Raw genomic sequence first — 20,335 nt, forward strand, 5'->3', positions numbered from 1 at the left:
CCGCTTCCGCATGATCGCACCGTATCGAGAACGACACCGCACGAATGGTTCACGCACGGCATTCAACGCGGCGTCGACATGATGCCGCATGACGGACGAAACGACCTACGGAGGATGACAGCATGACATCTATCCAGATCCCCGGACCCGTCGACGAAGTTATCCGACGCATGCACGCCATCAAGGACGAACTCGATCCGCGCGACGGAGTCGCCAGCTTCAACAACATGTACCTGCGTGTCACCGAACTGGTCGGGGAGCAGCTCACCGCGGGTTTCTTCGCGGACCCCGATTTCATCGAGCGCCTCGATGTCGTCTTCGCGCAGCTGTATTTCGACGCGGTCGACGCGGGCAAGCACAACCAGCACCCCAACGTGGTCTGGAAGCCGGTCTTCGATTCGAGGTCGAACCACACCGTGTGGCCACTGCAGTTCGCGCTGGCGGGGATGAACGCGCATATCAATCACGATCTGGCGATCGCGGTGGTCAAGACCTGCAAGGAGCGGAACACCACGCCCGAGACCAAACCGGTGCACGCCGATTACCTCAAGGTGAACGAGTTGCTCGCCAGAATCGAGGCTCAGGTCCGCGCCGAATACGAGCCCGCACTGCTGAAGCTGGCGACAAAGGATGCCGAAGCGCTCAAACACATCCTGAGCAGCTTCAGCATCACCCGCGCCCGAGACGCCGCTTGGGCCACCACCCAGGTGCTGTGGATGCAGCGCGACAACAAGATGCTATTCGGGATGACACTGCAAACCCTCGAGCAATCCGTCGCGACCGCCGGTCGAATGCTCGTCACACCCGTCGCTCCGATGCCGAGCTGACGACCGCCGGCCCGCTGTGTCCCCTCAAAGGGAATCATCCACGGGGACAAGGTAATCCGGACCCGACGAACGGCGATCGCCGCCGTGGCCGGATTACCTGGCCGGGGTCTGTTCAGCGGCTGTCCGCGGCCCGGGTCACCGTCCTGGGGAGGGTGTCCCGGATCGGGGTGCGGCATCCGAACGCGGCGCCACCTCACAGTTGTTGGGTGCGGGGACACCGGACAAACGCTCGCCCAGCCACTGCGTCGACCCGGAGAAGCCGTTGAAGTACCCGATAATGTGCTCACCGCCCACGATGCTCTTCGTGGCCGCGACTCCCAGAGCGCATTGTTCGCCATAGAATTTCTCAGCATTCGCGACCGGCATCCAGGGGTCGTGCACGCCGTTGTAGATGTAGATCGGCATGCCCGCCTTCCTGCCTTTCAGGCTCAATCGCCGGAACATCATGTCGGCGAACTCGGTGTGCAGCGGGTCGCGCATATTCGCCACGGCCGCATAGGGTACGAACGCCCCGATATCCGAGATGGTGGAGCTGCACACATCCTTGATCGGGGAAATCGCCGCCCACTGCGCCGCATGGTTCATGCGGGTGAGTATTTCGGGATGTTCCCGGGCCAGCGCGAGCGTGACGCTCAGCATCAGTCCCGAGGCATAGGTGCCGTCGAAGGTCTTGGCGAAGGATTCGTAGTCGGTGGGCAGGCCGCCCATCGCGGCCCCGGCCAGGTAGGGGGCCAACTCCGGAGCGTATTCGCTGGACAGCATCGTCGCGGCGTAGCTGGCGATCGCGCCGCCGGAATATCCGGTCATGGCGAATCGGCTCTGTCCGAACTGGTCCGGCATCAGGTGGCGAATCGCGCGCACGGTGTCGAGCATGATGTGTCCCGCGACGGTCGGCTCGGCGTAGGCCATCAAAGGCCCCTCGTGGTCCGGGATCACCACCGCGTAGTTCCGGCTCGCGGCCCACATGGTCGGCGAGGGGACGAAATCGTTCCCGTTGCCGGCCGTGATGTCGTATCCGTGGGAGAACACGTAACCGGGAGTGCAGCGCCGATTGAGCGCGTTGATCGGCGGCGCGTTCAGCAGCACCGGGCGACTTCCCGGGCCGGTCCACCGGCCGAACGGCAACAGTAGCGTCGCGGTCCCGAACGACGGCGCACCGGCGGAGTTCGTGGTACGGAATTTCACCTGAACGGCCCGCTGCACCGGCGTCACCACCGTGAGGAAGACCATCGGCACCGCGGGCCAGCTGACATCACGCGACTCGATGATGTCACCGGGTGCGTACTGCGCGATATTCGCCGGTGTGGCGTCGAAGAACGGATCACCGGTCGGGCTGGATTGAATCGCGTGCCACAGCGCCGCGGAGTCCGGCGGCACACCGGGTGCGGAGGCAGCGGAACCGGTCCCCGGCAGGACCGCCGACGGCGCGGGAATATGGCCATCGACCCATCGCTGGAACGGCGACGGACCCGGATCCGGATGAGCGGCTTCGGAAGCGGGTGGGGTGGCCGGTCGAGAGGCGGACGGCGCAGCCTGGTCAGAGGCGGACGGCTCGGCAGCGGACGGCTGGGCCCGGCTGGACCCGGGCGGCGCATCCGGCTCGGAGGTGGACCGCACGCCCTGGTCCGCGGTAGCCGGATCGGCCGGAGCGGAGGTAGGCGACGCGGGCGACTCGGACGGCGGGCTTTCGGCCAGGGCCGGTACTTGCCCCAGCGTCAGCGAACAACCCATCACCATCGTGACCGCAACGCTCCGTAGACATTTCACGACAACACACCCGCCCTGTGAGAGTTGAGAGTTGTACTCGAACCGAAGATCGTGCAGCAGTGGGACAGTCCGGTAATCCGGCAAGCCAGGGAACAGCGGCAGTGCCCGACGTCGCACCGGTTTCCGAAAATACCCCGGACGAGCAGAATTCAGCGGATCTGTAGCGACACACCGAATCGTGTCGGCCGAACTCCGGCTTCGAGCCGGTTCAGCCACGCCCGCCCGTCACCGCCGGACACCGCGAACCCGGCCGTGCCTCGCCCACCCCCGCGAACGCTCTCGAGCAATGCACCGGCACTGCACTTCGGCCGATCCGGCGGGCACTCGGCTCGGAATCGCGATGCGTACCCCGCCAGACAGTTTCATCACCCCATCAGCCCACACGTACGCAATCCTCGTCAGCGGGAACCGTCATCCCGTGCGACAGGCAGATCTTGGCAGACTGTGCGGTAGCCGATCTTGGGCGAGACCCAGTTCCGCCAATCCTGGTGACTCATATTCACCGTGAGCTTGCTGCAGAGATCTCTCCAGAGATCTGCCTGGTTCGCGTGCGCCGGCCAGACCCGTACCGTGCCGTCATAGCTGGCGGAAACGATGCGCTGTCCGTCGGGACTGAAAGCCAGCCCGGTGATGACGTCCTCGTGCGCGCCTATGGCCGCACCGACAGGTTCGCCGTTCTCGGCATTCCACAGACGGAATGTCCCGGATGCGTCGCCCGAGACCAGCAAACGGCCGTCACGGCTATAGGCGATACTCGTCACCTGCTTCTGGTGACTGGGGAGCGTTCGTATATTTTTCCAGTGCTCGGCATCCCACAGCTTGACAGTCCCATCTTGACCGGCGGTGGCGATACGGCGACCATCGGGACTGAAGGCGATGTCATTGATCCGTGAGTCATGTCCCCGTATGGGTCGGCCGATATGTTCGCCGGTACGAGCGTCCAATTGCCTGATGGTCGAGCCGACTTCGGCGATGATCCGCTTGCCATCCGGACTGTAAATAATTGCGAAGACTTTGCGGTCTTCATTTACCCGCATCATCAACCGACCCGTACGAGCGTCCCACACCAGAACTGTCCCGTCCGTGCCCGATGTAGCAACGCGCTGACCGTCAGGACTGAATGCAATCCAGTTGATTATATCTTGAGTGGTATTCACATTGAAAATTTGCTTGCCGGTGTCGGTGTTCCAAAGTCGAAGCGTTCCGTCGTGATCGCCGGTTGCCAGGCGACGCCCATCAGTGTCGAGCGCCTCAGTGATCACATCTTCATGGCCGGTGAGTGGCGGGCCGAGGGAATTTCCGTTTGCCTCGTCGAACACATGCACCGCGCCGTCTCCGGTAGCAATTGCGATACGATTGCGGTCGCCGCTGAATACGGCTCCTCGGATGGCGCTCAGTTCAATGAGCGGCCGAACTCGATACGCGTCCCACCACCGGATTGTCCCGTCGAAATCTACCGAAGAGATACGGCTGCCATCAGCGCTGAACGCAATACCGTAAACGGGGCCGGTGTGGCCACGTAGTGGTTGACCGATAGGCGCAATAGTGTCGCCGTTCCACAACCGCAGGGTTCCGTCTTCGCCGCCGGAGATGACATGATGCCCGTCAGGGCTGAACGTCAGGGTGTTTACTCCGATCCTGTCGGCAACGATCGGATGCCCGATGGGCTGACCCGTATCGCCGTCCCACAGACCGATGAATCCGCCGCCGTGCCCGGAAACCAAGCGATGGTCGACTGGGCTGAATGCCACGCTGTGCACCTCCGGGTTGTGGCCGGGCGGCACGGGGACGATGAGCGGCTGGGCGATAGGCTGACCGGTGTCGATATTCCACAACCTTACGGAATTGTCGCTGGCCCCGGCCGCGAGGCGCTCGCCATCATTACTGAACGCCACCGATTGAATACCCCACCACGGTACGTTGGAAAGTGGTTCGACCGCCAGTGGCTGCCCGATGGCCTGACCGGTGGCCGGATCCCAGACGCGAACGGTCCCGCCAGTGCTGCCGGACGCCAGGCGTCGACCATCAGGACTGAATTCGACTACTGCCACGTCTGGTGAATCCGCCGGCTCGGAGCGCCCGATCAGCTGACCGTTTCGTGCGTCCCAGAAAAGCATCTCCCCGGAGGCGCAACCCACCGCAATGCGCGTCCCGTCGGGGCTTACAGCGATACTGTAGAACTTATTCTCCCCACCTGTGAGAGGTTGACCGACAGCTTGGCCGGTTCGCGTATCCCAGATATCGACACGATGCGAATCTTCGGCGATCGACGCCAGACGGCTTCCATCAGCACTCAACGCCATGGGTGCATTCTTGTGGATTCCTGGAATTTTGATGGCCCTGGCTGTGTTCGCTCGCTGCACAACTGCGGCATAGAGAGAGCCGACATGGGGCGTATCGGTCAGCGATTCGGCAGCAAGTATCTCTTGAAGGGCACGAATGTCACCCCCGGGTTCGATGCCCTCCAGCATGCCCTGTCCTTCAGTCTCCAGCTTCATGCTGGTGGTGTCCTGGAAGTTGTTCCGCGCCTCATTTCCTGCTCTGAGAGCCCAAAAACCGAGAACCACGGCCACCACGGTGATGACGGCGGTAATCGCCAGCACCGCCGCGAGGATCCGCGAACGTTTCCGCAGCGCGGCCGCGTATTGCTGGGTGGCTTGGAGTTCGGCTCGCTGACGTTCCGTGTGCGCTGCCAGCGCCGCCTTCTCTTCTTCGGCGCGCCGCTTGTCGCGATGTTCGCGTACGACGCCGGTGAGGACATCGTGAGTCAGTTCGATTCGTTGTGCGCCGTAGCGCTCCTCGAGGCGTAGCAGCCGCTTGCGGATCAGCCGGGCGAGTTCGTCGTCGGTCAGATACGAAGGCACCGCGTCCTCGCGGGCATAGCTGTTGCGATATCCCTTTTCGGTGATCAGCTGAGACTCGATGAAGTGCGCGACGCGAGGCGGCAGATCGCGCACACACGATAAATAGTAATTCGACAGAATGTCGCGCTTGGCGTCCTCGACCAGCTGTTCGTCGAAAAACGACTGGCCGCGCCGCTTCCGCTCCTCGTTGAGCTCGCGGCAGAACAGGCTCAGCAGCGCGGGCTCGACTTCCGGGCCGTCGAGTCCGTCACCGAGATGGGCGTCATCCGGCAGGGCGGTCTCGTCGCGGCCGGCGTTCAGTTCTTCGCCTGCGATGATGCTCACCACCCGGCGCGCCAGCGCATCCGTCATCAGATCGCCGGCCGGTTCGCGCACCGCATCGAATGCTTCGCGTCCCCGCAACCGGAGCAGGCGCATCCGCGTGCGCCCCAGCGCGGGAATGAGCCGACGCCATCCTTCGAGCTCGGGAAGAAAATCTTCCCGCAGAACGATCACCAGTCGGTAATTGCGGGACCGCAACTGAAATCGTGCGGTCAGGGCCTCGTCGGCGTCGATCCGCGCGGCCAGGTCGGCGGGAATGCGGTTCTCGGCCAGGTCACCGAGATCATCCCGGAACGCCCGGACGAGATCGCCAATCCGCTCGCCGAGCGTGAAGAGCTCTTCGAACTGGTCGAGCACGATCACCGGCGTGAGGGGATAATTCTGCGCACTCCACAGCTCGAAGTCGGCGCGATGCAGGTATTCCCAAAGAGATTCGTCGTCCGAGGGCAGGATCGTATCGGGCGCCTCGGCTCGAATCGCGTTCCGGACGAACCGATGTAACTGGCGAGTGAGCGGCGCAGCCCCCGGCTCGACGTCGAAGCGCACGTAAACCGGCAGAAATTTCTTTTCGCGCAGCAGGGGGAACAGGCCGGCTCGCAGCAGCGACGTCTTCCCGAGACCGGACCGTCCGTACAAGACCGTCACCGGTGCGTCGAGCACGTGCTGCAACAACAATTCCGCCTCGAGGTCGCGCCCGTGGAAGAACTCGCGCGCGTCTTCCTCGAACGCCGCCAGTCCCGGCCACGGGTTGTCGGCGTCGAGCTGCGTGGTCACCGCTGTGGTGGTCATGCCACCACCTCGGCCCGTCGCATGGCACGGATTTCGGAGGTCAGCGTCGTCAGCAGCTGCGCATCCGGATCGCCTGCCGGCGCGCGACCGAACTGCAAGCGCCTGAAGACATCTGGGATCTGCCGGTACCGACTCGGATCACCCGCGTAGTCCCGGTCGACGATGACGGGCACGATGAAGCGGCGACGCGGAATCGAGCGCGATCGATCTGCCGCCTCGTCCCACTCCCGGAACACGTAACCTTCCTCCTCCCGCTCGGTGTTGGCCGAGACGACCGGGACGAACAAGCGGACGCTCTTGCGGATGGCGGTCAAAATGTCCTGCTCCCAGACGTCCCCGGCGCGGAGCCGGCGCTCGTCCAGCCAGACATCCCCGCCCAGCCGGCTGATCGCGTCCGACAGCCTCCGGGCGGCGTCGGCGTCCTCACGCATGTAGCTGATGAAGATCGTCGGCGCGTTCGAAGCGGGCGGGCCGATGACATCGACCGGGAGGCGTCGGGTCGAGGCGGATTGCCCCTCCCACCGCTTACGCAGCTCCGCGACGAACGCGGCCGGTTCCATCTGCAGTTGCTGGACCTGCGTTTTGCGACAGTATGTTGCGAAAAAGTTCGATAGCGGCGCCTCCCCCGCGGTCGAGGGACGGACGAAGAAGAACTGCTTGGACTCGAGCGACAGCCGAGTAGTGCTCTCCATGCGCAGCAGAATGCGGCCGAGCCAGTCGGGAACCTCGCAGCCGACGAACAGCATCGGCTGATGCTTGAGCGGATACGCAAGCCAGTCGGGAAGGCTCGCCGTATCGCTGAGCAGCGCATGCAGCCACTCGAGCTGGTCCTCCTCGTGAATCGCGTATTGCGGAGTGGAGGCCGCCTGGCCGAACAAACTCAGCACGACGGTATCGGCCGGTGCGGCCGGTTGCGCGTTCCGCGCCTGTTCGCTGGTCGACTGACTCGGCGAGAACCTGATCTCACGCGTGGCCGGCCTCCCTCGGAAACGAACCTCATCGAGCGCCTGCGCAAGTACCCGGTCCGGCGTCGTGGTCACGAACAGGCGCAAGTCGGCGATCGCGGCGAGGTCACGAAGCGGATCCCCCGGCGCTGGATCGAACTCCCCGATGATGCCGTTGATCACGCGATACAACCGCTCGAACTCGTCCCGTCCGCGCTCTCGCAGGAACGCCGCCACCGCTTCGCCCATGGTGGGCGTCCCCGGTGGCGAGGTCAGCCGATACCGTTCGGCAAGGCGTCGGCCGATGAGCGTGGTGAGCGTCTGTTCGGCACCGCCGACCTCCACCGTCGTCAAATCGGGCCCCACTACCGGGATCAACACCTGCTGCCGGACGTGGGCGAGCAGATCATCCCAGAAATCCTCGTTCACACACATGCACCGGCTCCTCCCGGTTTCGGATACATCGGCTCGCGACACGACAACCGGAAAACCGATCTATTCCGAGACCCCATGCCATGAAAGTGCGAATTCATAGGAAACCCCCGAAGTGCTCGGTGAGGTCGATATTCCGGCCGACAGCGGTACCGATCGCCTCCAGATGCGGCATACCGGCCAGGGCGTCGAGCCGACGGATCTGTTGTCGGTCTCGCTTGGCGGTGATCCCCGCCCGGATCAGCGACTCGTCGGATAGGTCGGCGTCGTATCGCAGATACGTGAACAGCTTGTTTCCGCCGGCGCCGGAGCCATCGAGTCGTGCGCCGACCTCACGGTCGATCGGCGGGCCGGCAAGGCATCGCCCGAAGGAACGACAGATCAGGTCCTGGCCGACCGAGGCGCCGTGCATCAATACGGCCGGAAGATTGCGGGCGTTGAACAGGAGGTTGACATTCTCGGTCCGTATACCGCTGTGTGTCATCGCCGCGGATCCGGTTCCGACCGAGACGATCAAGAGGTTGTCCTCACCGGTGGGCCACCGCAGCCCGTATTCCGGGAGAGTCGCCATCAGGAACATCAGCAGTGCCGGATTGTTGAACGGTGTCAGGCCACCGTCTTGGAAAACGATGTCCCGGGCTCCGATTCGTATACTTTCGGGTGGGAAGTAGACCGGGGCGGCGGTGCTTCCCCGAATCAGTTTCGTCAGTGGCAGATCCAGGTTGCGGTCGGCCGCAGGCTGGAGATATCGGTCGGCGCGGTTGTATCGAGCGCCGGTACAGTTGCTCAGCGGCCACGCCGAATCGGTATTGGTGTTGTGCAATACCACCAGTAGTAGAGAGCGAAAGGCCGGGTCGCCGAGCGTGAGTCCGGCGCCGAAGAAATCGTCGAGCTCGCGAGTCAGACTGGTGTCGCGGTACAGCGAACGCATCCGCATCGGCAAGAACCGCTTTCGAAAAACCCTCGACCCCAGTGTTCGATATCGGTTCTGGACTTTCTCGACTGGATGGCCGTGCGCCAGAGCGGCCGCGATGATGGCGCCGGTGCTGGTGCCACCGATGTAGTCGAAGTAGTCGCCGAGGACCAGATCGTCACCGTAGCGCCGTCGCAACTGTTCCTCGATACCGCGCAGGATCTGGAGGGTGAGGACCCCGCGGACGCCGCCACCGTCGAGAGCCAGCAACTTCTTCTTGCCGGGCGCGGTCTGGCGAACCTGGTAGCGACGCGCGGTGGGATCGATGGCTCGAACCCGGTCGTCGGGCACGCCGGATCGCAGGCGACCGAGGAGATCACCGGTGCCGCCGGGTCCGTCGCTGCCCTCCCCGTTCCACACCAGCAGCACATACGGGTGCGGATCGAGCGCTCGAGCCCGATCGAGAATTCGAGCGTTGGTGGTCGCGTAGACGTCATCCGAAGCCGGATCTTCGGCCTGGACGACGTCGACCTCCACTCGCGGGAGCAGCCCCCGAAACCGGTCGGCCCAGTCGGTACCGGGCAGTTCGACCGAGGTCTGCTCGAATCGCCTCGGCGGATGGGCCAGACAGAGTACGACCCGGGCACCACGGCCGAGAGCGTTCTCCGCGGCGAGAATGTCAGCCCCACGGGCTCCACCGGTGATGACCGTACTCGACGGTCCGATCCCCCAGGCCTCGAAGATGTGGTCGATTTCGGCAGCGACCCGACCGACTTCGCTCTGCGGAAATCGCGGCCGAACACGCTCCGGTGTGTCGACCATATGTCCGCTGACCAGGACCGTCACGGGCTCCTCGGACATGATCCCTCCGAGGAGTGGGTCGATGCGGGATCATCGGTCGGAGCCATTTCGAGCAGCAGTGCCTCGAGGGCTGCGAGCACGGTGGTCAGTTCCGTCCGCACTTCGCGGTCGGGGTGGTGTGCGGCGTCGGCGCGGAGGTCCTCGATGGTCGTCTCCAGTTGCCACGCCCCGGGCCCCTCGGCCTCGATTCGGCCGCGGAGGGCACGCGCCGCGACGACGTCACCGCGGTAGAAGGCCATCCCGAGCAGGGTCGGTTTGCTCCATTCGTCCTCGAGCCCCAGCGCGAGCGCGCGACGGCACGCCTCCGTCGCGATCACGGCGGCCTCCTCGGCACGCCGCGAATCGTCCACGTGCCCGCGTTCCCGGTACAACCTCGGCAGGTTGGATGCCGGGTAATTGGCATTCAGGTCCAGCCGCATACCGTTCTCGTAGCTTTGGATCGCCTTGCCGAGATACCAACGCCGCTGCGCCGGCGTGTCCGCGGCCCGCATCAATTGTTTGTAGCGTCCGCCGAGTAGTCCGTACCGCTCGGAAGTTCCGCCGTAGTCGGCGATCAGTTGCTCCAGGACTCCGACGGCCGCCGTGATCTCCCCCTTCTTCGCCAATGCGAAGGCCCGCTGACCGACGACGTAGTCGTGGCGAACCAGACGGGCGGGAAGCTGGTCGATGTATTCGAGTTCGAAATCCCAGTCCGCGGGCGTCTTCGCTGTCTCACAGAGCAATCGGAGCAATTGCAGCGCGACGGCATCACGCACCGCGGGGTGGTGGCCGTAGCGAGACGCGATTCGACGAGCGACGGCGGCACGCTCGGCGGGCGGCCGGGAACGGACCGACCTGATGTCGGCGTCGAAGGAGGACAACCGCGTAACCATGTCCCGGAACGCCCTCGCCTGCACCAGTTCGATGTGGTCCGGATAACCGGATACGGCGGCGAAAACTGGTGAGGTGCCGTCGATGAAGCGCTCGAGGTCCTTGCGCAGCTTCAGTTTGGCCTGCTCGGCGACCCATACGGGAACGGCGCCGTCGGGTAGCGGGAAGCGGAGTTGAGTCATCTGGGCGAGGTCGAACACCGGCCGAGACCAGTCCGCCGCGACGAGAACACACCCGTGCGGCTGGGCCGCGTGACGCACACCGATCTCGTAATACACGTTCGCGTTGGGCAAAGTCAGATCGGCGACGACCAGATCGGCGAGGGTCAGCCGCTGAATCATATCGACGATGATCAGCGCGCCTATGTCACGGTCAGCGCGTACCGCCTCGTAGCCGATGTGGGTCAGTACGGGCCTGTAGACGTTTTCCCACAGCGCGTCGAAGTCCACGGCGGCCGGAATGTGCGGTTCGATACGGTCGACAGATTTTCTGCCGAACGGCATCACCACGAAAGCAACCGGTTTCGGCATATCCCGGCGCCGGCTCGGCGGTGCGGACGAAACTCTCCGCCCAGACATGACCATGACTGTCCTCGAATCACCCCGATACCGGCTCCAGAGGAGTGCGGGACCGCGCTACCGCATTCCCGGCCTCAGCGCCACCGACCCGGTCGAGCAGAACCATGACCATTCGCTCGACGCGTTCCAGACGAGCATCCATATATTTGATCATGTCTTCGCGGCTGACCGGCTGGCCGTTGAAATTATGAATTATTTCACCCCATCCCGCATTTCCGAACCCAGCGGGTGAGGGCGCCGCGCCGACTGCGGGCGAAATTTCGCTCAGCCGGTCGTAGAGTTCTTGCGCCTCCCCCATCCGCTGATCGTATCTACCCGGAAATGCCGATTTCTGCACAGCCTGGGCATACCAACCGGGAGAGCGTGAAGTATCGTTGTAATCCTCGCGCAGCCCTTTCAACGCGCTGTAGAACATTCGCGCGCTGCGCGCCGGATCCATCCTGTCCGCGGCGGTACCCCACCACGGAGCGCGCTGCTGGAAAAGTCCGCTGCTGTTCGCATCGGAGCTCAGCGCCTCATATGGATAGTTGAGGGAATCCGGGTCGTTCCGGTTGGCGTACATCACCAAGTTGGATTCGACGAGCGCAGTTGCCAGAGCGATTACGATCCCTCGGGGCGTAATACCCATGCGTCGGCCTTCTCGAATGATCGCGTTCGCATAATCGTCCTTGCTCATGTCGTATCTTCACCTTTGCTGAGTTCTTTCATCTCCGCCTCGGGAACCAGGCGGCCGCGCGGGCTCAACCGGTCGGTACCCGGAATTGTCGGAGTACCTGCCGGGAGAGCCCCGGGGCTTCCATCGGCGCGGGGGCGGTGACGCCCCGCAGGAGTGGCACTACCGGGTCGACGGGGATCTTGAATTGCATGGCCCGATAGGGCCAGCCGTCGGCCGCGCCGGTGTTCCATTGGCTGACGAAGATGTGGAATCCGCCGTCGAGAGTCGATCCGGGAACGATGCTGGGCCCGTAGAGCTGGGCGACGGCGTCGTCACCCTCCATACCCCAGGCCGCTCCGCGGATGGGCGAGGACTTGCGTGCGTCGTAGAGGTTGTCGGTGATGTTCTCGAACACGCGGACGTCGATGTCGTAGCCGCCGCTGGAGCTGGCGTCGAAGTTCACCAGCACCCATTGACCCTGGATGTACCGCAGGCACATCTCCCCGAATTTCTCCCCGGAGGTGACGCCCTCGAGGATGGGGGTGGGCGGGTTGCCCCACTTCCAGCTGCCGTCGGCCCAGCCCCAGCCTTCGTAGGCGTCCGGGTTCTCGATTCGGTCGTGCGGCACGCGCCGCAGGATCAACGGGTCGTTGCGGGTGAAGCTGGTGGACATGACGTAGACCCAGCCATTGGGGTGGCAGTCCCAGGTGATCAATTGGGCCAGGTTGTGGTGCAGGTCCCCGGGGAAGCGCACGCCCGTGTCGGTCCAGTGTCTGCCGTCGTCGTCGGAGCGCCACAGCTCGGTGCGGATGACGTTGTGCAGGCTTTGATTGACCATGACGTGCAGATAGATCGAGTCACCGATCGTGACCACGTCCGAAGGCAGGATCGTGGTGTATTCCCCGGTCTCATGGGAGTAGGGCAGGAGCTGGCGTGCGTATCGAGGATCATCGCCACACGCCTCGTTCCATCCGATTCCCTGATCGAGGCTCGTGGTGTCGCTCAGCAACCCGACCGGTGAGCGCCAATCCGGTCCTCCGACACCTGGATTGAGAAATGTATCGCCGAAGATCGCCAGGATGCGCCCCGACGGCGTCCGGCACATGACGCCCAGATCGGTCCCGCCGACACCGAAGCGGTCCGTGTGACCGGGCCCGGTGACATCGGCGATCTTCTTGCTCCTGGCGGCTTTCGGGCCGGGATCGATGGCGACAGCCGACGGCGGGGACGGCGCGGGCGTAGGCACGGTCACCTCGCTGGGGAAGCGCCATCCCGCCCGGATGACCTCGTCCCACTCGCCCTTCCACACCAGTCCGTAACCCCATCGCGGATCCGGTGGCCATCCTTTCAGTTGCTGCATCCGGGTTGCCGCGTCCTTGGTGGCGTCGTCGTAAACGCCGGTACCCGCGATGCCCAGCGCTTCCTGCCAGCGCTTCAAACCGTCCCTGCTCGCCTGCGACTCGGTTCCGTACCGATTGCTGACACACCATTCCGGTCCCTCGAGCGGTCCCCAGCATTCGCGGATTCCGTCCCACTTCAACGGATAGGCGTCCATATCAACGGGTTTCGGCGGCGGTGCCGATTGGCCGGCGTAGGCGCGCGCCGCGGCGAGCACGACGTCGTAGGGGAACGTGTCGGGCACATCCCAGTGCGTTCCGTCCTGATGACCCTTGAGTTTTCTGGATCCGTAGGTGTAGTTGTTGTGGCTCGACACCCCGGATTTGTTCTGTCCGATGCCTTCGATGTCGACGCGGTCCAGCGGAATCCGTTCCCGCCGGGAGTGCTGCGCCAGATCCCAGGCGACCATGTCCAGCATCGCCTCGTGTTCGAGCCACTGCTCGCGCGTCTTCGGGTTGCCTTCGATGTTGGGGTTCGCGCCGCCCCACTGTCCGATCGCCCCCGAGGTGCAGACCATGGCTATGTTGATCGACACCGGGTTGTCGGACAGTACGCTCCACGCCGTGTGCTGGTAGGGCACGGTGTTCAGGACGTGGCTGTCGTCGATGATGTCGTGATAACTGCCGGTCTGGGTATTCGCCTGGTAGTTCGCCACCGCTTCGGCAGTGGTGATCCAGTCCTGATTTTCGGTGGTGTGCAGGTAGATCCGCAGCCGCTGGCCATGACCGGCGTTGTACCCGCACCCGAGGCCCAAACCGTCCGTGACCGGATATCCCCCTGGGGATTTCACCGCGGGAGCCGGCGGAAGCTGTGCACCGGCAGGCGCGGTCTCCGTGCCCCACTGCCCGAAGCTCGGCCTCAGGATGACGCTTCGATCGATACCGACACCATCGATGTCGGCCTCATCGATCTCGAACTGGTGGATATGCGCCTTGGGATGATCACCGTTGATGGAAGTGTCGCCCGACCAGTTGTGCTGCCAGTAGTAGCTGCCGATCCCGTCGCCGTCGCACCAATCGATCACCCGCGCGTTGCAGTACACACCGAGCCGCTGACGGCCCAGAATGTCCTGCCACGCGGTGAGATACGGCTTGACCTGATTACCCCACTCCCACTGGTTCGGGTTGGCGTCCACCGACACATAGATCACGCCATCGCGATGCCCACCCGCCGCTTCATGCAGTTGCTGGGCACGCATGGCGTCCTGGCGGCCGCCGTCGTAGCCGCGGATCCAGTCCGAGGTGTCACTGCCGCCTTTGGCGAACTGGTAATTCGAGACCACCACCATCCCGTTGTTCCGTAGCTCATCGGCCTCGGCCCGGCTCAACGGCTTACCCTTCATCCACCCCTCCCGCGGATCCGACACATACCGCACCGCCCCGACGAATCCGGCGTTCTTCAACGCCGTCGCGGAAGGAACACCCGCGGAATAGTCGGCCAGCTGCTTGCCCACCAGAGTTCCGTCGGCCGCGCCGAGATTCGGCTGTCCGTCGACTAACTGCGCGGCGGGCGGGCGCAGATGGGCATGGACGGGGTTGACGGCCGTATCCATCCACGCGCTCATCGGATCCAGCCACCGGCCGCCGAACCGTCCGGGCGGGCCCGACACCTCGAAGTGCAGGTGCGGACCGGTCGAGCCGCCCTCGGAGCCGACCTCGGCGATCTTGTCGCCGGCCCGCACCTCATCGCCCACTTGCCACGTCCGGCCGGTCCGCGGATTCACGAAGGAATCCGGCGGCATGTGCCCGTAAGTGAAATCCAGGCCCCACTGTCGTTGCGAATCCACCACCAACCACGATCCGTATCCGTTCGGTTCATCGTCGTGAATCCCCACATGAGCCATCACACCGTCGGACACCGAATACACCGGAGTCCCGAAGTCAGCAGCCAGATCCACCCCGTGATGGGGCTGGTCCGGGTTGTACACTTGGACCAGAGACCATTTCCCCTCTTCGAGAGGGAAGTACTTCTCATGCATTGCATGCCCTCCTTGCAACGGTGTGGGTGCTCTCTCCTCTGAGAATCACGATAAGAATCACAACCATTGCTCGAATCAGTATCGAAATGGATTCGAAGCAGATTAATTTCCAGCTGGGCGACAATCGAAACAACCCAGCGGATACAGTTCCAAGCTTGAAGGGGACACCTGGGCGCGTCCAGAGTCTTTCGTCACAATAATCGCATTCTCGAAGTGACGAAGCTCGACCGGAATCGAGCTCGATCCTATATGAATCCTTTTCGGCGAACCACCCGCCAGTCGTAGCATCGAGATAGCTCTTCCATCCATGTCTGATAGCCCCGAACGATTCGGAGGGAATCATGACCACACCGGGCGAATTCACGTTCGAGAGTGCCTACAAGGGCGAGGCCGGCCCATTCGCCGATGCCAAACCCCCCTGGAGCCTGGGCGAGCCGCAGCCGGAACTGAAAGCACTCATCGAGCAGGGCGAGTTCCACGGCGACGTGCTCGATGTGGGGTGCGGCGAGGCGGCGATCTCCCTGTACCTGGCCGAACACGGCTACACGACGGTGGGACTGGACTCCGCCCCGACCGCCATCGAACTGGCCCGCGCGGAAGCCGCACGGCGCGGGCTGACCACCGCGTCGTACGAAGTCGCCGACATCGCCTCGTTCACCGGGTACGACGGCCGATTCGGCACCATCGTCGACAGCACGCTGTTCCATTCCATTCCCGTGGACCAGCGGGAGGGATACCAGCGATCGATCGTCCGCGCCGCCGCCCCGGGAGCGTCCTACTTCGTGCTCGTGTTCGACCGTGCAGCCCTCCCGACGCCACCCCCGGACTTCGGCCCCAATCCCGTCACCGAAGACGAATTACGCGAGGCGGTCTCGAAATACTGGGTGATCGACCAGATCCGCCCTGCACGCATCCACGGCAACAACCTTCCCAGGGACGATCAGTCGCCGATCCGGTTCGAAAACGTCCGCGACGAACCGGGCGGCCGCAGCTCGGTACCCGCCTGGCTGTTACAGGCACACCTGGGCTGACCGGCAATCCACCATTCGTCGGGGAATTCGTCGCGCTTATCGCGGATTCCATTTCGGCGATATTCATCTGCTGGACGCGGAAACCCCTGACCCGCAGGTGCGGATTCTCACCGACCGCAGCCTTGCACATCGCCGTCCCGGCCGAGGACCCCCTCGCCCGCGCCGAGACCGTCGACGTGGCCGACCTGCGCGGCCGATCGCGACGCCTGGCGACGACCATATGATGGGTGTCCGGCCGGGTCTGGACGAGGGGCGGATATCGTTCACCGATCGCGGACAGACGGGGCCGGGTAATCGGATCCCACCAGGCGATGACTCTCTGAATCCCTTGGCACAGAACCGACTTCGCGAACAAGAGGGACCTACTCGATCGACCGGCTGCCATCGGCGAGGATCCGGCGCGAGTCTAAGTCAATCGTTTGACTTAGAACCGACGCGCGGGTTCACTGGTTGCAGGAACAACCTGGAGGAGGTCCGGTGCCCGGAACCGAGGCGCGGACGACGCGGGCCGCGGGCACGCGGGAGCTGATCCTCACCGCCGCCGAACAACTGTTCGCCGAGCAGGGGGTGTCGGCGATATCCAATCGCCGAGTGAGCGGGGCCGCGAGACAGGGGAACAACGCGGCCGTGGGATACCACTTCGGCAGCAGGGCCGATCTGCTGCGGGCGATAGTGCGCAAGCACACCACGGCGATCGAGCAGATCCGTTCGGACCTGCTCGCCGAGATGGGCGAGACCACCGAACTGCGGGACTGGGTGGCCTGCCTGGTGCGACCGTTCACCGAACACCTTGCGGCGCTGGGCAATCCGACCTGGTACGCCCGCTTCGCCGTGCAGGCGATGGCGGACCCGGCCTACCGGGAGATCATGACCGACGAGGCGTTCAGCGCACCGTCGTTCCAGCAGACCTTCGAAGGCTTGAACCGATGCCTGCCCGCGCTCCCGCTGCCGGTGCTGCTGGAGCGCCAGGAGATGGCAAGCCATCTGCTCCTTCAGGTTTGCGCCGAACGCGAGCGATCGCTCGCGCGGGGCGTGCCGCCGACTCGATCCAGTTGGGCGGATACGGCGACCGGGTTGATCGATGTCCTCGTCGCACTCTGGCCGGCACCGATCACCGAGTGTTGAACAACCGAAAATTGTTGGGAGACAAGAGAATGACGAGCACCATGACCACGGCCGACGGTGGCTCTCCGGAATTGTCGGAGTATCCCATGCCCCGGGCGGCAGCCAACCCGTTCGATCCGCCGCCCGCACTTCGTACATTCCAGGACACGGGTCCGCTGCGCAAGGTCAGGCTGTGGAACGGCGAGACCGCATGGCTGGTCACCCGGTACGCCGAACAGCGACAGCTGCTGGCCGATCCGCGAGTCAGCGCCGATATCGGCCGACCGGGGTTCCCCCACCAAACTCGGATCGCCCCGGCCGCCGAGGGACGGCCCCGCACCGGGCTCAGCTTCATCTCCATGGACGACCCCGAACATTCGCGCCTTCGGCGCATGGTGACCGCGCCGTTCATGATCAAGCGGGTCGAGGCGATGCGTCCCTCGGTGCAGCGGGTCGTCGACGGACTGATCGATGACCTGCTGGCAGGTCCGCAACCGGCCGACCTGGTCGACGCGTTCGCCCTGCCGGTGCCCTCGCTGGTGATCTGCCGACTGCTGGGCGTGCCGTACGAGGACCACGATTTCTTCCAGAGCAATACCAAGATCGTGATCAAGCGGGACACTCCCCCGGAGGAACGGCTGGCGGCCACGCAGCGGCTGCAGGCGTACCTCGACGACCTGATGGGCCGAAAGCTGGCCGACCCGGGCGACGACCTGTTGTCCGAACTGGCCGTCGAGCGGGTCCAGACCGGTGAGCTGTCCCGCGAACAGGCTGCCGACATCGCCCGGCTGCTGCTCATCGCCGGTCACGAAACGACCGCGAACATGATCGCGCTCGGCACGCTGGCGCTGCTGCGACATCCCGACCAACTCGCACTGCTTCGGGACAACGACGATCCGGCCCTGGTTGCCGGTGCGGTCGAGGAATTGCTGCGCTATCTGAACATCGCGCACTCGGGGCGGCGCCGCGCGGTGACGGCGGACATCGAGATCGCCGATACGGTCGTCCGCGCCGGTGAGGGACTCATCCTGGTCAACGAGATCGCCAATCGCGACCCCGCGGTCTTCACCGACCCGGACCGGCTCGACATCCGGCGCAACGCGAGACAGCATGTGGCCTTCGGCTTCGGAGTCCATCAGTGCCTCGGACAACCGTTGGCCCGCATGGAATTACAGGTCGTCTACGGCACTCTCTACCGTCGAATTCCCGCACTGCGACTGGCAGTGGATTTCGACCGCGTCCAGTTCAAGCACGACGGATTCGTCTACGGTGTCTACGAACTCCCGGTCACCTGGTGACCGCGACCGATTAGGAGTCTCATGAAAGTGATTGTCGACCAAGGCAAATGCATCGGATCCGGGCAGTGCGTGATGTCCGCGTCCGATGTGTTCGATCAGAGTGATTCCGACGGGATCGTGCTGCTGCTCGATGAGCATCCACCGGCCGATCGGATCGACCAGGTGCGCGAGGCGGCCGCCCTCTGCCCCGCCCTCGCCATCACGCTCGAGGACTGAGCGCCCGGGTCCACGTCATTCGGAGGCCGGATGGTGGTGATCGCGCGGCGGAGTGAGTTCGTCGATCACCACCACATTTCCACCGGAGTGTTTGGCCCGGTACATGGCGGCGTCGGCCGATTGCAGCAGCCGGTCCGGGCTCGGACGGGGGCACCGGGGACAGATCGTCGAATCGAAGACCACGACACCGACACTCGCGGTGACCTCCACAGCGGTCTCCGTCGGTTCGGCGACCACGTGACGTAGTCGTTCGGCCTCGGTGCGCGCGGCGGCCATGGCGATCGGCGCGGCCACCACGAACTCCTCCCCGCCCGTGCGCGCCACCACCGCGGCTCCTCCCGCGGCGTCATGCAACCGCCGAGCGGTCCGCACCAGGACCGCATCGCCGACGCGGTGCCCCCAGGTGTCGTTCACGCTCTTGAACCGGTCGAGATCGAAGGACATCACACAGATCGCGGGACACCGCTCGACCAACAGCGGCAGCCGAATCTCCAGACCCCGGCGGTTCAGCAGGTGCGTCAACGGATCCGACAGCGATTCGGTACGCAGCAGCCAGTAGACGACCTGTAGCGCGGGCAACATGCTGACCACCGACACGAACAGCAACAATCCGACCGCAACAGCCAAATGGACATCGCCGCCGCCGGTGACGATCCGCACCGAGAACACGATCACGGACAGCAACGACCACACCGAATGCGCCGCCAACGCCCGCGCGCTGTGGAAAAAGCCCACGTAGCCGCCGGTGACTACCAGCAGCACCGCGCCCGTGGCTCCGAACAGCCGATCCGGCACCTGGAGGAACTCCACGGTGAACAGGACGTCCGCGCCGCCGACCAATACCAGCGACTCGGTCTTGCTCGGCCAGGGCAGCAGCCACCAGCGCAGCGCCCACAGCACCCCGCACAGCACCCCGATCGTCGAAGCAATGCCGGGTTCGCCGGGCGGCCCCACCGGTGTCCCCGCGATCACCGCACCCATCATCGCGATCGCAGCGCCCGCGATGCCGATCAGTATTTTCAGCGGACCCAGTGCGGATCGAGCCGCCAGGGTGCGCACCAACCAGCGGTAGTCGACCGGATCGTTCCACCAGGCCCGCAGCGTCTTTCCGTCGTTCATCGACTCACCCGTGGTCCCGACCGCATGCCCCACCGTTGCTCGTACCGAGTGCGAGAGTTCCAGGAAATCTCACCAGCTAATCCGCAGCAGTCTAGACCCGATGGTCATAGCCGACGCACGAATACAGACCACAGTCCTGACCATCGCGGCACGCACACGCTACAGATCGTCGATCGGGCGAGTTCGTGAGTGTGGTTACGGGTCGACGTCACGGCGATTCACGCTGCGGCCGATGCGTGTCGGTATCGCGCTCGGAATGGTTCGGGCGTCTATTCTGCGCTGGTCAGACGCTTTACCCCGGCGAGTGGATCGAGGCGGTCATGGCGGTCGAGTTCTTTACCAATGCGCGCATCCGGCCGATGTCGCGAAC

The 20,335-nt window shown here is 64.3% G+C and carries 13 protein-coding genes; 5 read left to right on the forward strand and 8 right to left on the reverse strand.

Features of this window, described 5'->3' with window-relative positions:
- The first annotated feature begins 122 nt into the window (after positions 1-122).
- Positions 123-827, forward strand: coding sequence for a DUF5995 family protein (locus NM2_RS23055; RefSeq protein ID WP_067672534.1), 705 nt, complete (start codon positions 123-125; stop codon positions 825-827).
- Positions 828-962: 135 nt separating this feature from the next.
- Here the strand turns inward: NM2_RS23055 and NM2_RS23060 are convergent, their stop codons facing one another.
- The 7 genes from NM2_RS23060 to NM2_RS23090 form a co-directional block, all read right to left on the reverse strand.
- The gene (locus tag NM2_RS23060) at positions 963-2,594 is read right to left on the reverse strand and encodes a lipase family protein (protein ID WP_157121251.1); all 1,632 of its coding nucleotides are present in this window, start codon (positions 2,592-2,594) and stop codon (positions 963-965) included.
- A gap of 398 nt (positions 2,595-2,992) precedes the next feature.
- The gene (locus tag NM2_RS23065; protein ID WP_067672537.1) at positions 2,993-6,568 is read right to left on the reverse strand and encodes a WD40 domain-containing protein; all 3,576 of its coding nucleotides are present in this window, start codon (positions 6,566-6,568) and stop codon (positions 2,993-2,995) included.
- Positions 6,565-7,761 carry a toll/interleukin-1 receptor domain-containing protein gene (locus tag NM2_RS23070; protein ID WP_169816226.1) on the reverse strand — a complete coding sequence of 399 codons (1,197 nt, stop codon included), beginning with the start codon at positions 7,759-7,761 and terminating at the stop codon, positions 6,565-6,567. The genes NM2_RS23065 and NM2_RS23070 overlap by 4 nt, the downstream gene beginning before the upstream one ends.
- A gap of 280 nt (positions 7,762-8,041) precedes the next feature.
- The gene (locus tag NM2_RS23075) at positions 8,042-9,718 is read right to left on the reverse strand and encodes a patatin-like phospholipase family protein (protein ID WP_084531445.1); all 1,677 of its coding nucleotides are present in this window, start codon (positions 9,716-9,718) and stop codon (positions 8,042-8,044) included.
- Positions 9,700-11,118: a tetratricopeptide repeat-containing protein gene (locus NM2_RS23080; RefSeq protein ID WP_067672543.1), complete on the reverse strand. Its 1,419-nt coding sequence runs from the start codon at positions 11,116-11,118 to the stop codon at positions 9,700-9,702. The genes NM2_RS23075 and NM2_RS23080 overlap by 19 nt, the downstream gene beginning before the upstream one ends.
- A gap of 67 nt (positions 11,119-11,185) precedes the next feature.
- Positions 11,186-11,842 carry a hypothetical protein gene (locus tag NM2_RS23085; protein WP_067672546.1) on the reverse strand — a complete coding sequence of 219 codons (657 nt, stop codon included), beginning with the start codon at positions 11,840-11,842 and terminating at the stop codon, positions 11,186-11,188.
- A 64-nt stretch (positions 11,843-11,906) separates the two neighbouring features.
- Positions 11,907-15,197, reverse strand: a complete 3,291-nt coding sequence (locus NM2_RS23090) for a DUF4185 domain-containing protein (protein ID WP_084531446.1) — start codon at positions 15,195-15,197, stop codon at positions 11,907-11,909.
- Between the two features lie 341 nt (positions 15,198-15,538).
- Here NM2_RS23090 and NM2_RS23095 point away from each other — a divergent pair, with 341 nt between their 5' ends.
- The 4 genes from NM2_RS23095 (at position 15,539) to NM2_RS23110 (ending at position 18,846) form a co-directional block, all read left to right on the forward strand.
- Entirely contained in the window at positions 15,539-16,228 is a 690-nt protein-coding gene (locus NM2_RS23095) for a class I SAM-dependent methyltransferase (protein ID WP_067672552.1), read from the forward strand.
- Positions 16,229-16,705: 477 nt separating this feature from the next.
- Positions 16,706-17,353, forward strand: a complete 648-nt coding sequence (locus NM2_RS23100) for a TetR/AcrR family transcriptional regulator (protein WP_067672555.1) — start codon at positions 16,706-16,708, stop codon at positions 17,351-17,353.
- A 29-nt stretch (positions 17,354-17,382) separates the two neighbouring features.
- Positions 17,383-18,630 (forward strand): cytochrome P450, encoded by a 1,248-nt coding sequence (locus NM2_RS23105; protein ID WP_157121252.1) that lies wholly within the window; start codon positions 17,383-17,385, stop codon positions 18,628-18,630.
- 21 nt (positions 18,631-18,651) lie between these two features.
- Positions 18,652-18,846, forward strand: a complete 195-nt coding sequence (locus NM2_RS23110) for a ferredoxin (protein ID WP_067672558.1) — start codon at positions 18,652-18,654, stop codon at positions 18,844-18,846.
- A 15-nt stretch (positions 18,847-18,861) separates the two neighbouring features.
- Here NM2_RS23110 and NM2_RS23115 read toward each other — a convergent pair whose 3' ends face one another.
- Positions 18,862-19,965 carry a GGDEF domain-containing protein gene (locus NM2_RS23115; RefSeq protein WP_067672561.1) on the reverse strand — a complete coding sequence of 368 codons (1,104 nt, stop codon included), beginning with the start codon at positions 19,963-19,965 and terminating at the stop codon, positions 18,862-18,864.
- Positions 19,966-20,335 lie beyond the last annotated feature (370 nt).

Origin of the sequence: Nocardia miyunensis NBRC 108239, assembly GCF_001613065.1 — a bacterium.
In the GTDB taxonomy this organism is placed as follows: Bacteria; Actinomycetota; Actinomycetes; order Mycobacteriales; family Mycobacteriaceae; genus Nocardia; species Nocardia miyunensis.

Coding starts and splice junctions, on each gene's coding strand:
- NM2_RS23065 (WP_067672537.1), bottom strand. CDS start 6,568: ATGACCACCACAGCGGTGACCACGCAGCTCGACGCCGACAACCCGTGG.
- NM2_RS23070 (WP_169816226.1), bottom strand. CDS start 7,761: ATGGGCGAAGCGGTGGCGGCGTTCCTGCGAGAGCGCGGACGGGACGAG.
- NM2_RS23085 (WP_067672546.1), bottom strand. CDS start 11,842: ATGAGCAAGGACGATTATGCGAACGCGATCATTCGAGAAGGCCGACGC.
- NM2_RS23055 (WP_067672534.1), top strand. CDS start 123: ATGACATCTATCCAGATCCCCGGACCCGTCGACGAAGTTATCCGACGC.
- NM2_RS23075 (WP_084531445.1), bottom strand. CDS start 9,718: ATGTCCGAGGAGCCCGTGACGGTCCTGGTCAGCGGACATATGGTCGAC.
- NM2_RS23115 (WP_067672561.1), bottom strand. CDS start 19,965: ATGAACGACGGAAAGACGCTGCGGGCCTGGTGGAACGATCCGGTCGAC.
- NM2_RS23110 (WP_067672558.1), top strand. CDS start 18,652: ATGAAAGTGATTGTCGACCAAGGCAAATGCATCGGATCCGGGCAGTGC.
- NM2_RS23095 (WP_067672552.1), top strand. CDS start 15,539: ATGACCACACCGGGCGAATTCACGTTCGAGAGTGCCTACAAGGGCGAG.
- NM2_RS23105 (WP_157121252.1), top strand. CDS start 17,383: ATGACGAGCACCATGACCACGGCCGACGGTGGCTCTCCGGAATTGTCG.
- NM2_RS23080 (WP_067672543.1), bottom strand. CDS start 11,118: ATGCCGAAACCGGTTGCTTTCGTGGTGATGCCGTTCGGCAGAAAATCT.
- NM2_RS23090 (WP_084531446.1), bottom strand. CDS start 15,197: ATGCATGAGAAGTACTTCCCTCTCGAAGAGGGGAAATGGTCTCTGGTC.